Source organism: Saccharothrix variisporea (genome assembly GCF_003634995.1).
In the GTDB taxonomy this organism is placed as follows: Bacteria; Actinomycetota; Actinomycetes; order Mycobacteriales; family Pseudonocardiaceae; genus Actinosynnema; species Actinosynnema variisporeum.
The window spans coordinates 8,237,849-8,250,577 of record NZ_RBXR01000001.1; the positions used below are offsets into that span (position 1 = coordinate 8,237,849).

Sequence of the window (12,729 nt, forward strand, 5' to 3'; positions counted from 1 at the left end):
GTCGCTAGCACTGCTAGAAACCGGAGCGTTGAGATGAAGCGTGTGAACACCGTCCTTGCCGCCCTCGTCGTCGTCGCGGGCTTCTACTTCGGCCTGAGCTTCCTGATCGGCGGCGCCGACGCGGCTGCGGGCTTCGGGATCTCGCCGTGGCCCACGGACGGGGGCTCCGGCTACTACATCGTGAAGGGCGTGCGGGACATCGCCTATGGCCTCACCGCGTTGATCCTGCTGCTCATGGGCCACCGCAAGGCCTTGGGCTTCGTGATCCTGGCCGACACGGTCATGCCGCTCGGCGACTGCATCGCGGTGATGACCCACGGCGGCACGGTGGCGTACGCGTTGGCCGTGCACGGGTCGGCGGCGGTGCTGGTGGCGTTGATCGGCGTGCTGCTGCTGGTCGAGCAGCGCCGGAAGTGATCAGGTGCGGCCGGCCATCAAGCCCATCTGGTACGCCATCGCGATCGCCTGCGTCCGGTCGTGGAGGCCGAGTTTGGCCAGGGCGTGGGAGATGTGCGACTTCACCGTGGCCTGGCTGCGGTGGATCGCCTTCGCCGCCTGGCCGGTGGTCAGGCCGCTGGCCAGCAGGCGCAACACCTCCAGCTCCCGCGCGGTGAGCAGGTCGAAGGCGGCGGTGCCCTCGGGTCTCGGGGCCGGGAGGCACAGGGTGAGCTGGTCCAGGACGTGACCGGCCAGCGACGGGGCCACGAAGCCCTTGCCCTCGGCCACCGCGCGGACCGCCTCCACGACGTGCCGGGCCGAGTCGCTGCACAGCAGCAGGCCGCGGGCGCCGTCGCGGATCGCGCGTTCCACCTCCTCGGCGGAGCCGTCCCGGCACAGCACCACCACGGGCAGGTCGCCGAAGCCCGCGCGGCTGCCCACCACCAGGTCCGGCCGGGTGCGGCGGCGGAGGGCCGCCGGGTCGTCGCCCGGCGTCGTCTCGCCGACCACGGTGATGTCCGGTTGGGCGTCGAGCACGATCCGCAGCCCGGTGCGGATCAGCTCGTTGTCCTCGTCGAGCAGCACCCGGCAAGGCGGTGCCGCGCCGTTGCGGCACCCGCCCGGTGTCGGTGAAGCCATCCGTACGCCCCCTCGCAGGTCCCCGGTGGGCAGGGCCCGATGATGCCTCCCGCGATGTGGGAGCCGCACCGGTGCGGCCGGGAATGTCGGCGAACGGAGGTATCGCCGGGTTCGGGGTCCCGCCGACCCGGACCAGTCGGGTAGCGCGCTGTCACCGCCCACTTCACCTGTACGGCGGTTGCGCGGGCACGGTGGGACGGGTCCGCGGGGTGAACGTCCAGCGCAACCGGTCCAGCGCCGCCGGCAGGGTGTCCGAGCGGTCCCGCAGGGCCAGGGCGCTCAACGTGCCGCGGTGCTCGCGGTACCACGACAGCCCGCCGGACCGCCGGGTCGTCAGCTCCCGCACCTGCTCCCGGTACCGGTCCACGACCCGCTGCACGGCCGCCGCCGGGTCGGTCTCGGGATCGGTGCCCGCGCCGTGCAGCCGGACCAGCGCCGCGACCCGGTACCTGTTGTGCGCCAACGGTTCCAGCAGCCCGGCGTCCACCAGCCGTTCGGCCGTGCACCGCGCCGCGCCCTCGGTGGTGTCCAGCAGCGCCGCCACCGTCGAGGCGGTCACGACGGGCAGGTCCAGTTCCGCCAGCAGGGCCAACGCGGTCACCGCCGTCCGGTCGCCGTCGGCGCGCAACCGCCGCACGCACGACCCGAGCAGGTCTCGCACGCCGGTCAGCACCTCCAGCCGCTGACCGGGGTCGGCGAGCCGGTCGGCGAGGTCGGCGACCGTCCACTCCGGACGTGCGGCGAGCCTGCCCGCGGCCACCCGCACCGCCGGTGGCAGGCACTCGCACCAGGCCACCACCGCGGCGGCCCGTTCCGGTTCGGCGTCCACCCGTTCCGCGCCCACGACCCGGCGCAGCAGCCCCACCGCCGCCGTGACCGGCAGCCGGCCCAGCCGCAACTGCCGGTAGCCGTCGGCCGCGCCCACCGCGGCGCGCCCGGTCAGCACGGCCGCACACCCGGGCGGCAGCAACGGTTTCACCTGGTGGGTGTCGCGGACGTCGTCCAGCACCAGGAGGATGCGGCGGCCCGCCACGAGCGCCGCCCACTGCGCCGCGAGGCGGGTGGGGTCGGAGTCGTCCACGGCGTGGAACGCACTCAGCAAAGCGGTGAGCGCCTCGGCCGGTTGGACGGGACTGTCGGTCGAGCCGCGCAGGTCCAGGTACAAGCGGCCGTCCGGGAACTGGTCGGCCACGGCGTGCGCGGCCCGCAACGCCACCGCGCTCTTGCCTACCCCGGCCATGCCGTGCACCGCGCACACCGACCCGTCGACCAGCGCCGCCGCCACCGCCGCCACCTCGTTCTCCCGGCCCTGGAACACCGGGTCGCACGCGGGCAGCAGGTCCGGCGCGGGAGCCGAGGGCGGCGCGGAGCGCGGGACCACGTCGTCGGCCAGGATGCGGCGTTGCAGGTCGCGCAGCGGTTTGCTGGGTTCGACGCCCAACTCGTCGATCAGCAGCCGCCGCAGGTCCCGGTACGCGCCCAGCGCGTCGGCCTGCTGCCCCGACCGGTACAGCGCCACCATCAGGTGCTCGTGCAGGCGTTCCCGCAGCGGGTGCTGGGAGATGATCAGCTTCAACTCCGGCAGCACCTCCTCCGGTTCACCCAATTCGATCCGCAGGCCCAAGCGCATTTCCTCGACGGTGAGCCGTGATTCCTCCAACCGCGCTCGTTCGGCCATGACCGATTGGGTGAACGAGACGTCAGCCAGCGGTTCGCCGCGCCACAGCTCGACCGCCGCGGTGAACGCCTCCAGCGCGCCCGGCAGGTCGTCCGCCGCCCGCCGCACCCGGCCCAGGTCCACCAGCCGCTGGTACTCCAGCAGGTCCAGCGCCCCGGGCGGCACGCTCAGCTGGTAGCCGCCGGGCCGGGTGACCAGCGCCCGGCCCGCCTCCTCGCCCAGGGCCGCGCGCAGCCGCCACACGCAGCCCGCCAGCAGGTTCTTGACCCGCGCGTACGGCCGGTCGCCCCACAGCTCGGCGTGCAGCTGGGCCACCGGCACCACGCGGTTGGCGTGCAGCAGCAGGATCGCCAGCAGCGTGCGCTGCTTGGTCGACCCGATGGACCGCCACCCGCCGCCGGCGCGGAACTCGACCGGCCCCAACAACCGGAACCGGATTCCGCCGAAAGCCGAAGTCGCCAACGATCCTCCCCAGTCGAATCGTCGTCACCTTGGTGGTCAACAATCGCACAGCGGCTTTCCGGGAAACACCCGGACAATGGTCGTGGCACGCTTCCACCTAAGTCGCGGTCACCTCCCTCCCGACCACCGCGGAAGACGAGGGCGCCTCCACTTCCGGAGGAGGCGCGAGCAGGTCGGCCAGCGCCAACCGGTCCACCTTGCCGTTGGCGTTGACCGGGAACGCGTCGAAGTGCCGGTAGGCGAAGGGCAGCATGTAGACCGGCAGCCGGCGGCCCGCGGCCTCCGCCAGCTCCCGGTCCAGGCCGGGTTCGCCGGTGTAGCAGGCGTGCAGGACCAGTTCGCCGCCGTCGCCGGGCACCGCGACCACCACGGCGTCGTGCACCCGGTCGTGGCCGCGCAGCACGCCCTCGATCTCGCCCAGCTCCACCCGGTAGCCGCTGATCTTGACCTGGTGGTCCACGCGGCCCACGTGCACCAGCACGCCGTTCTCCTCGCGGACCCGGTCGCCGGTGCGGTACCACGACCGCGGGGTGGGGTCGCCGTCCGGGGAGAACCGGCCGGCGTTGGCCGCCGGGTCCGCGTACCCGTCGAACCGCTGCTCGCCGCGCACGTGCAGCTCGCCCTCGCGCGCGGGCCTGCCGTCGTCGAGGATCACGGCGTCCACGTGCGGGAAGACCTGCCCGATCGGCACGGTGCCGTTGGACGTCCGCGGCCACTGCGCGGGGTCGGCGGGCAGGCGGTAGTCGGTGACGGTGATCGTGGTCTCGGTCGGCCCGTAGACGTTGACGATCGCGCTGTTCGGGGCGGCGGTCGCCCACGCCCGCGCCTGCTCGTGGGTCAGCCGCTCGCCGCCGAAGATGCTCCACCGCAGCCCCGGCATCACGTTCGGGCGCAACGCGCGCAGCCGCCGGGCGATGGAGATCACGGACGGGACGGAGAACCAGTGCGTGATACCGCGCCCGGCCACGAACCGCACCGGCACCAGCAGTTCGTCCGCCTGCGGCACCACCACCGTCGCCCCGGACGTCCACGACGCGAACAGGTCGAACACGGAGATGTCGAAGGTCAGGTCCGCCGCCTGCGACAGCCGTGCGCCGGGGCCGATCTCGTAGCGCTCGGTGCAGAACGGCAGGTAGGTGGCGAGGTTGCGGTGCCGGATCGGCACGCCCTTGGGCGTTCCGGTCGAGCCGGAGGTGAACAGCACGTAGGCCACGTCGTCCGGGTTGTCCGGGATCGGGCCGCGGTGGGGCGGCGGGAGGTCCTTGATCGTGGTGGTGGTCGTCGTGGTGCCGGCCACCACCGCGTCGGCGGTTTCCGCGCCCCGGTCGTCCACGACGAGCACGTCCACGTTCGTTTGCGCGCACATGTACCTGTTGCGCGCCACCGGGAACGCCGGGTTCAACGGGACCACCGTCGCACCGAGCCGGAGCGCACCGAGGTACCCGGCGTAGGCGGGCAGGCTGCGGGCGGCGAGCAGGCCCACCGCTCGTGGCGTGCCGTTCTCGGCCAGGCGCGCGGCGGTGCGGTCGGCCAGGTCGAGCAGGTCGCGGTAGGACAGGACGTCCCCGCCGACCTCCAGCGCGGCGCGGTCGGGGTGCTTGCGCGCGGTCTCGGCGATGCGGGCGAACAGCGTCACGGGGTCCTCCTGAGGCGGCGGACGGCGTCGGCGACCTCGGGGCTGCGCACGACACCCCAGTGGTCGGTGTCCACCCGCACCACGCGGGTGTCGGCGGGGAGCCTGGCGCGCCAGTGGTCCAGGTCGGCGTCGGTGATGTCGGCGGCGATCACGGTGGTCGGCGCGTGGATCCGCCGGGATGAGGTGTGCGCGGCTCCGGCTCGGGCGTGGCGGCGGTAGGCGTGCCAGCGCTCGACCAGCGCCCAGGCCGGGACCTCCTCGCCGGCCACGGCCAGGCACGCGGCCAGGGCGCGGACGGCCAGGTCGTCGTCCTCGGAGCGGGGTCGGGGGGTCGGGGGCAGGTCGAGGGAGGCGGCGAAACCGGCCGGGTCGGGTTGGTCGGGGTAGCCGGTCGGGGGTGGGGTGTCGATGAGGAGCAGGGCGGTGTTGGCCGGTTCAGCGGCCACTTCAGTGGCTGGTTCGGCGGCCAGTTCGTGGGCGACCAGGCCGCCGAAGGACCAGCCGGCCACGACGTCGGGTCTGCGGCCGGCGGCGGCGAGGTCGGCGCGGTAGGTGGCGGCCAGGTCGGTGACGGTCGTGTGGGTGGTGCGGTCCTGCGAAGCGGTGATGTGCCAGTCGGGGAGGGCGTCGACCAGGGCTCGGAAGTCCTGGGGCGAGCCGCCGGCACCGTGGACCAGGTGCAGGTGCGGGCCTTCGGCGTCGTTGAGGACGACCAGGGTCGTGTCGGGGGTGGTGGTGCCGGCGAGGTGGTCGGCGATGCGGCGCGGGGTGGGGTCGGCCAGCCAGGTGACCAGGTCGAGGCGGGTGCCGGTGGCGGACTCGAGCGCGGCGGCGAGGTGCAGGACGGTGAGGGAGCTGCCGCCGGCGGCGAAGAAGTCCTGGTCGGGGCCGGCGGGTGGGTGACCGAGGACCTGCTCCCAGGTGCGGGTCACCGCTGGGGGGAGGTCGACGTCGGGGTGCGGCCTCCGGCCCCCGTCTCCATTCTCCCACGGGGGACCGACAAAACCGGGGGTGGCGGGAGTGGGGAGGGTGTCGGTGGTCTTGGTTCGGGTGGCGAGGGACGTGACCGGGTGGCCGGGGTCGGCCGCCAGGACGGTGTCGAGGTCGTGGAGCAGGCGCAGGGCGGTGGGGCGGTCGTAGCGGTCGGTGTTGTACTCGACTTCCACGACGACGCCGATGTCGGTGTCCCAGTAGCCGATCGTGAAGTCGGCGCGGGCCGCGCGGTTGGGGCTTTGGTGCGCGGTGAGCGGGATGGTGCCCAGGCGCAGGCCTGAGGAGAGGGGACCCAGGTAGGTCAGGACGATCGGCGGCATGTCGCCCAGGGCCGCTCTGGTGGGTTCGGGGAGTTCCTTGAAGACCTTCGGGTACGGGGCGGACTGGTGGGACAGCAGCTGCCACAGGGAGTCCCGGGCGCGGCCCACCACGTCGGCGATCGTGTCGTCGTCGGTGACGGTGGCTCGGGCCACCACCAGGTTGGTCAGGTAGCCGACCAGCTTCTGGTCGCGGGCGGTCAGGCGGTTGGCGGCGGGGGTGCCCACCGTGACGTCGCCGCCGGCACCGCCTCGGGCCAGGACGGCTTGCAGAGCGCCCAACACGACCGCGAACGACGTCGTGCCAGCCGTCTTGGCGTGGGCCTGCAAGCCGTGCGCGGCCTCGGGGCTGATCGTGTAGCGCAGGGTCGTGCCGGGACTGCCGGGTGTGGCGCGGGCGGGACGGTCCGGGGCGACGGTGACCGCGCAAGCGCCGTCCAGTGCGGTCCGCCAGTGCTCGATCGCCTTGCGCCACTTGCCCTTCTCGCCGGCGGCGTGCTGGTCGAGGGCGTACTGGGCGAAGGAAGGAGCGGGGGTCTCGAAGGTCGGTTGGTCGCCCCGCAGGGCTGTTTCGTAGGCGGTGGAGAGGTCGTCCAGGACCAGGCGGATGGCCCACCCGTCCACAACGGAGTGGTGGGCGGTGAGGAGGAGTTCGTGCTCGTCGGCGACCTGGACGGCCACCAGGCGGGCCAGGGGCGGGCGCTCCAGGGGCAAGGGCTCGTCGTGGACCTCCTCGGCGATGCGGGCCAGGAGGGACGGGACCGGGAGTGAACCGGGGTCGTCGACGACCACCGAACGCACGGGCGCGGCCACCCGCTCGGCCACGCACGCCCGCACCACGCCGTCCGCGGACACCAGGCCCATGCGCAGGGCGTCGTGCCGGTCCACCACCGCCTGCCACGCCGTGCGCAGCGCGGTCAGGTCCGGCGGCGACGCGCAGCCCAGCCGCCACGTGACGTGGTAGACCGACTTGCGCGCCGCCCGCTGGTGCACCCACCACAGCGCCTCCTGCGCCGGGGTGGCCGCGACCTCGGCCTGCGCCGTTACCTCGGCCTGCGCCGCGACTTCACCCTGCGCCGGAACCTCGGCCGGCGCCGTGCCCAGGGCCATGACCTCACTCATGGGCGGCCTCGAACTCGGCGGTCAGCTTCTTGCGGTCCACCTTGCCGACCGTGGTCAGCGGGATGGTCTCGCGGCGGTGGAAGCCGCGCGGGTGCATGTACCGGGGGAGACCGCCCAGCAGTTCGGCGAACTCCGCCGCCGGCACCTCGGCCCCCGTGTAGAGGGCGTGCAGGTCCACCTCGCCGTCCGCGGCGGTCACGGTGATCACCACGACCTCGACCACCGCCGGGTGCTTGCGCAGCGCCGACTCGATCTCGCCCAGCTCGACCCGGTTGCCGCGGATCTTCACCTGCTCGTCGATGCGGCCCAGCAGCACCAGTTCGCCGTGCTCGATCCGGCACCGGTCACCGGTCCGGTAGTAGTGCTGCGGCGTCAGGGGTTCCGACCCGTCGTACAACGCGCCCCGCCCGTCCTCGAACCGCACGAACCGGCCCACGTTCTCGCCCGGGTCCAGGTAGCCGGGGAACCGCTGCCGGCCGCGCAGGCACAGCTCGCCGTCGTCGGCGATCCGCAGGTCCTCGTCCAGCAGCACCCAGTCCACGTTCGGGAACGGGTGCCCCAGCGGGATGTACCGGTTGGACACCTCCGGCCAGGCGGCCCGGTCGCGCGGCACCACGTACCCGGTCACGATGACCGTGGCCTCCGACGGCCCGTAGCAGTTCTGCACCTTCGAGTTCGGCGCCGCCGCCGACCACGCCTCCGCCTGCTCGAACGTCAACCCCTCGCCGCCGAACTGGCTGCTGCGCAACGTCGGCATCGACCCCGGCGCCAGCGCCCGCAAGCGCTTGGCGAACGAGATCAGCGACGGCACCGACAGCCAGTGCGTGAGCTGCTTCTCGTTGACGAACTTCACCGGCGTGAACACGTCGCTGTGCTGGGCGACGCACAACGTGGACCCCGACGCCAACGCGCCGAAGATCTCGATCACCGACCCGTCGAAGGACATCTCGAACGTCTGCGACACCCGCGCGCCCGGCCCGAAGCCGAACCGGGGGACGATCTCGTCCAGGAACGAGTCCATGCAGTCGTGCGTCACCTGCACGCCCTTGGGCTTGCCGGTCGTGCCGCTGGTGAAGATCAGGTAGGCCACGTCGTCCGGCCCGCGCTCGGCCTGCGGCGGCACGTCACCGCCGTGCGGCGAGAGCATGGGCCGCCACCGGTCGCCGGTCAGGTCGAGCACCTGGCCGGGCGTCTTCTGCCGGTACTCGGAGGCGTCCGCGCCCGAGGTGTCGTCCACGACGGTCAGCTCCAGGCCCGCGTCCTCGGTGATGGTGAGGTTGCGCAGGGCGGGCGCGGCCGGGTTCAGCGGGACCGCGGTCGCCCCGAGCCGCAACGCCGCCAGGTAGGCCACGTAGCTGACCGCGCACCGGGACGTCAGCAGGCCGACCTTGGTGGGTGACGCCCCACCCAGCGCCTCGACCATCCGCGCGGACATCCACTCGGCCGCGTTCTCCAACGCCGCGTAGGTCAGGTCCACCCCGTTGACCTCCAGGGCCATCCGGTCGGGGTTGGCCCGCGCGGCGGTCCGGAACCGTTCGTAGAGGGATCGGAACGTCATCGTGCTGTCCTTCCGCGTGACGGCAGGACCCCGTCCTGGCCGCTCTCGATGTGCAGCAGGTTGCGAAACGTGAGCTCGACCAACGACTCCCGGGGCCGCCCCCGGCGAGCCGAGTCCACGGCGAACCGCAACGCCCCCGGCAGCTGCCGCCAGGCGTCGGCCGCGTCCTCCACCCCAGCCCGCCGGTACCGGAACACGTGGTGCCCGGCCGCGCTCCACAGGTCGTCCAAGCAACCGGCGGCGACCGCCGGGTCACGGCGGAACAAGTCGCTCAGGAACGGCACCACGTCAGCCGCCCCCACCAGCCACCGCCCGCCGTTCTGCCCCACCTCCGCGGGAGAACGTCGTACCCCCGTGGGAGAATGGAGACGGGGGCCGGAGGCCACGCCCACCGCGGCGCCCACCTCGCGCCGCAACCACTTCCGCCCGCCCTCCGGCACCGCGACCACGTGCCCGAACACCAGCGAGTTCCGGCGCGCCTGCACGGGCGACAACACCTCCGGCCCGTCCATCGCGCGCAGCAGCACCTCGGTGCTCAGCGTCCCCTCGAACGGCTGCTGCTCCCCGGTCGGCAGCAACCCGGCGAAGTGGTCCACGACCCGCCACGAGTCGCCGTCCCGCCCGGTCACCAGCAACCAGTGCGGCGCCGTCTCGGACGTCCCGTACGACGGCGACCACGGCAGCCGGGCGTTGTCCACCGCCACGACCACCCGCCCCCACCGGTCCAGCTCCGCCTCCCACCCCGGACCGGCGGCGTACCGCAGGAGCGAACCGTCCGGCAGGACGTCCAACGGCGTGCGGTGGTGGGAAAAGGCGAGGTCGTCCGGCCGCACCGCCAACCGCACCGAGTCCGCGAACCGGTCCAGAGCCGTGTCGTCGAAGGAGTCCAGGTACGCCAGCAGGTTCGCCGTGTAACAGCTCAGGCCGGAGAACAAGACGCCTCCCGGTACGCGCAACTCGCCGGCACCGGAGTCGGCAACCGGTGCCACCGCACCCCGTGCCACACGCCCGTGTCCTGCCCGACCTCGACCGGAACCGTCCACGGCAGCCCGCCGATCCCCGTCCCCTCGGCCTTCACGCACGCCTCCTGCACGCTCCACATACACGCGAACTCCACGTCCACGGTGGACAGAGACCGCAACGCCGCCAACGCGGAAGGCGTGCAGCACCGCCGCAACATCCCCTCCGACACCGGCAACGGCGGCTGCACGTCCACCCCCACCTCGACCCCGATCCCGACCGCCGCCGCGATCCACCCGCCGTCGTGCGACAGGCTCACCGACAGGTCCGGACGGCCGACGAGGTACGGCTGCCCACTGCTCCGCGACGACACCGCCACCCCGGCGGCGTCCGGCACCACCAGCCCCAGCAGCCGCGCGAGCAACCCCCGCGCCGCCAACCGGGTCGAAGCGCACGCCGCCCGCTCCACCGCCGCGAACACCCCCGGCGCGACACCGAAGACGCCCGCGGACACAGGCGCGCCCGCGGAAACCTCCGAGACCGTCATCGCAGCAAGTCCTCCGCGTGCTCGGCGATCCCGGCCAACATGGCCCCCGAAACACCCCCGGCCACCCCGAACATCGCCGCCTCGGCCCGCAACCCGGCCACCCCGCCGTCGGCGAACGACGAGGCTCCCACCAGCTCCGCGCACACCCCCAGCACCCGGTCCAGCCCCTCGGCCACGGCGACCTTCACCACCATGCTGTCCACCAGGTCCCCCTCCCGGAACGACGAGCACAACGCCTCCACCCGCCGCGCCTCCACCAGCCCCCGCGCGAACCGGTCCCGCACGACGGCGTTGTCCCACGCCACCCCGGACCCCAGCGGCCGCATGAGCAACTCCCGCCGGGTCGAGGCCAACACCCGCCGGCACAGAGCCGCCGCCCACAACGCACCGGCCAACCGCTCGGTCGCCACGTGCCGCGCGAACACCGCCAGCCCCCGCCCCGGCGCGCCGACGACCCAGTCCCGCCCCAGCGTCACCCCGGAGAACTCCAGGTGCCCCACCCCGGCCCCGGCGAACGCCGACCCGGCCGACACCCGCGTGACCCCGGGCGCGTCCAACGGCACCAACACCCACACGAAGCTGGTGAAGTGCCGCTGCGGCCGGTGCCGAGCCAGCACCAAGGCGTAGTCGGCGAACAAGGCGTTCGTGATCCACCGCTTCCCGCCGTCCACCACGACGGAGTCCTCGGACAGCCGTGCCGAGGTCGTCAGGTCCATCAGGTCCGACCCGGCCGCACCCGCATCGGTCGCCGCCAGCGCCAACACGACCGACCCGCGCTCGGCCTCCGAGCACACCTCGCCCACCGGCCCGGTCCGGTGCGCGCGCAGGATCGGCAACGCCGTCGCCACCTGCACGCACACCGACAGCACGACCCCCAGCGGGTACCGGGCGTCCAACGAAGGCAGCAGCTCCCGCAACACCTCCACCGGCCGGTCCCGGGACAGCACCCCGGACCGCCCCAGCGAAGCCCACACCGCCCGCGCGTCGACGTCGAGGACCGCCTCAGGCAAGGCGGACCTCCGGGTCCAGCAGCACGGCCACCCCGTTGGCCAGCCGCAACCGGTCGTCGGCGTAGTTCAGCGACGCCGACCGCAGGTCCCGGAACACCCGCTCCAGCCCCAGCGCCGACCCGCGCAGGTAGCCGTGCCGCAGCCCGACGACCTCCACGAGCTGGTCCACCGCCTGGAAGCACTGCCGCGCCGCCTGCACCTTCAGCGTGTTGACCAGCATCCGCACCGGCGGCGCGGACAGGTCCGCCGAGCCCGCCACCGCGTGCAACGTCTGCCGCAGCAACGCGTTGACCACCTCCAGCCGCCCGCGCACCGACGCCAACCGGGTCAGCAGCAGGTCGGACTCGGTGTCGAACTGCTTGCGCCCCTCCGGCGACCGGATGTGCCCGACCACCCGGGACAACGCGCCCGCCGCCGCGCCCAGCCACGCCGCAGCCCACCCCAGGTGCGCCAACGGCCCGAAGGTCGCGGTCACGATGTCGCGGAACCCGCCGCGCTCACCGACCACCTGCGTCACCGGCACCGCACCGGTCAACCGCATCGGCACGCTGTGCGTGGCCCGCATCCCCAACGGGTCCCACCCGCCCAGCACGGACACGTCGAGCTGGTCGCGCCGCGCGTACACCAGGGACACCTGGCTGGGCGAGGTCGCGTCCGGTGCCAGCGCGGTGATCAGGTAGGCGTCGGCGTGCTCGCCGCCGGTGACGATCGGCGCGTCGCGGTCCACCCGCAGCACCTCGTCGTCCCCGGTGGTCGCGGACTCCGACACCAGCAGGTGTCCGCCCTTGCCGCGCTCGGTGGTCACCGACCCCAGGTACAGCTCCCCGCGCCCCAACGCGGGCAGCACCGAATCCCGCAGCGCCGGACCCGCGTGCCGGACCAGCGTCGCCGCCTGCTGGCAGTGCATGGCGAACACCATCGCCACCGACATGTCCTCGCGGGCCAGCCGCTGGGTCACGTCCACCACCTCGGCGTACCCGCCGCCCATGCCGCCGAACTCGCCCGGCACCACCAACCCGAGCAGCCCCGACGACCGCAGCGCCTCCAGCGACCGCACCGGGAACCGGGCGTCACGATCGGCCTGCCCCGCCTCCTCGGCGACGACCGCCAGCACCTCCTCCAGCGTCAGCACTGCCGCGCCCCCGAGATCGCCGCCCACAGGCTGCCGGCCGTGGCGAAGGTGGTGTCGGTGAGCAGCTCGTCGGGCAACGACACCTGGTAGGTGTCCTCGATGGCGAACAGCAGCTCGATGGCCTGCATCGAGTCCAGGCCCAGGTCGCGCAACGACGACTCCAGCGTGATCTCGGCGCCGCCCGCGTACTTCAGGAACGGTCGCAGCATGTCCGCGAAGCGGGGATCCACTTGTCCA

At 73.5% G+C, this 12,729-nt stretch carries 11 protein-coding genes; 1 reads left to right on the plus strand and 10 read right to left on the minus strand.

Annotated elements, in window-relative coordinates; all coding sequences use genetic code 11:
* Window positions 1-42: 42 nt before the first annotated feature.
* Window positions 43-417: a DUF4267 domain-containing protein gene (locus tag DFJ66_RS37675; protein ID WP_211351443.1), complete on the plus strand. Its 375-nt coding sequence runs from the start codon at window positions 43-45 to the stop codon at window positions 415-417.
* Here DFJ66_RS37675 and DFJ66_RS37680 read toward each other — a convergent pair whose 3' ends face one another.
* The 10 genes from DFJ66_RS37680 to DFJ66_RS37725 all read right to left on the minus strand — a co-directional run bounded on the left by DFJ66_RS37680 (window position 418) and on the right by DFJ66_RS37725 (window position 12,701).
* The gene (locus DFJ66_RS37680; RefSeq protein WP_147459464.1) at window positions 418-1,077 is read right to left on the minus strand and encodes a response regulator transcription factor; all 660 of its coding nucleotides are present in this window, start codon (window positions 1,075-1,077) and stop codon (window positions 418-420) included.
* A gap of 163 nt (window positions 1,078-1,240) precedes the next feature.
* Window positions 1,241-3,217, minus strand: coding sequence for an AfsR/SARP family transcriptional regulator (locus DFJ66_RS37685; protein ID WP_121228695.1), 1,977 nt, complete (start codon window positions 3,215-3,217; stop codon window positions 1,241-1,243).
* A 97-nt stretch (window positions 3,218-3,314) separates the two neighbouring features.
* Window positions 3,315-4,853 carry an amino acid adenylation domain-containing protein gene (locus DFJ66_RS37690; RefSeq protein WP_121228698.1) on the minus strand — a complete coding sequence of 513 codons (1,539 nt, stop codon included), beginning with the start codon at window positions 4,851-4,853 and terminating at the stop codon, window positions 3,315-3,317.
* Window positions 4,850-7,285 carry a condensation domain-containing protein gene (locus DFJ66_RS37695; protein ID WP_121228701.1) on the minus strand — a complete coding sequence of 812 codons (2,436 nt, stop codon included), beginning with the start codon at window positions 7,283-7,285 and terminating at the stop codon, window positions 4,850-4,852. Before DFJ66_RS37695 ends, DFJ66_RS37690 begins: the two co-directional genes overlap by 4 nt.
* A complete protein-coding gene (locus DFJ66_RS37700) occupies window positions 7,278-8,843 on the minus strand; it encodes an AMP-binding protein (protein ID WP_121228704.1) in 1,566 nt (521 codons plus the stop codon). The genes DFJ66_RS37695 and DFJ66_RS37700 overlap by 8 nt, the downstream gene beginning before the upstream one ends.
* The gene (locus tag DFJ66_RS37705) at window positions 8,840-9,832 is read right to left on the minus strand and encodes a hypothetical protein (RefSeq protein WP_211351706.1); all 993 of its coding nucleotides are present in this window, start codon (window positions 9,830-9,832) and stop codon (window positions 8,840-8,842) included. Before DFJ66_RS37705 ends, DFJ66_RS37700 begins: the two co-directional genes overlap by 4 nt.
* Window positions 9,763-10,350 (minus strand): 4'-phosphopantetheinyl transferase family protein, encoded by a 588-nt coding sequence (locus DFJ66_RS37710; RefSeq protein WP_121228710.1) that lies wholly within the window; start codon window positions 10,348-10,350, stop codon window positions 9,763-9,765. The genes DFJ66_RS37705 and DFJ66_RS37710 overlap by 70 nt, the downstream gene beginning before the upstream one ends.
* Window positions 10,347-11,360 (minus strand): acyl-CoA dehydrogenase family protein, encoded by a 1,014-nt coding sequence (locus DFJ66_RS37715; RefSeq protein ID WP_121228713.1) that lies wholly within the window; start codon window positions 11,358-11,360, stop codon window positions 10,347-10,349. The genes DFJ66_RS37710 and DFJ66_RS37715 overlap by 4 nt, the downstream gene beginning before the upstream one ends.
* Window positions 11,353-12,492, minus strand: a complete 1,140-nt coding sequence (locus DFJ66_RS37720) for an acyl-CoA dehydrogenase family protein (RefSeq protein ID WP_121228715.1) — start codon at window positions 12,490-12,492, stop codon at window positions 11,353-11,355. Before DFJ66_RS37720 ends, DFJ66_RS37715 begins: the two co-directional genes overlap by 8 nt.
* Complete coding sequence (locus DFJ66_RS37725) at window positions 12,486-12,701, minus strand: acyl carrier protein (protein ID WP_211351444.1); 216 nt, start codon at window positions 12,699-12,701, stop codon at window positions 12,486-12,488. Before DFJ66_RS37725 ends, DFJ66_RS37720 begins: the two co-directional genes overlap by 7 nt.
* Between the last annotated feature and the right edge of the window lie 28 nt (window positions 12,702-12,729).

Coding starts and splice junctions, on each gene's coding strand:
- DFJ66_RS37725 (WP_211351444.1), bottom strand. CDS start 12,701: ATGCTGCGACCGTTCCTGAAGTACGCGGGCGGCGCCGAGATCACGCTG.
- DFJ66_RS37680 (WP_147459464.1), bottom strand. CDS start 1,077: ATGGCTTCACCGACACCGGGCGGGTGCCGCAACGGCGCGGCACCGCCT.
- DFJ66_RS37710 (WP_121228710.1), bottom strand. CDS start 10,350: ATGACGGTCTCGGAGGTTTCCGCGGGCGCGCCTGTGTCCGCGGGCGTC.
- DFJ66_RS37695 (WP_121228701.1), bottom strand. CDS start 7,285: ATGAGTGAGGTCATGGCCCTGGGCACGGCGCCGGCCGAGGTTCCGGCG.
- DFJ66_RS37700 (WP_121228704.1), bottom strand. CDS start 8,843: ATGACGTTCCGATCCCTCTACGAACGGTTCCGGACCGCCGCGCGGGCC.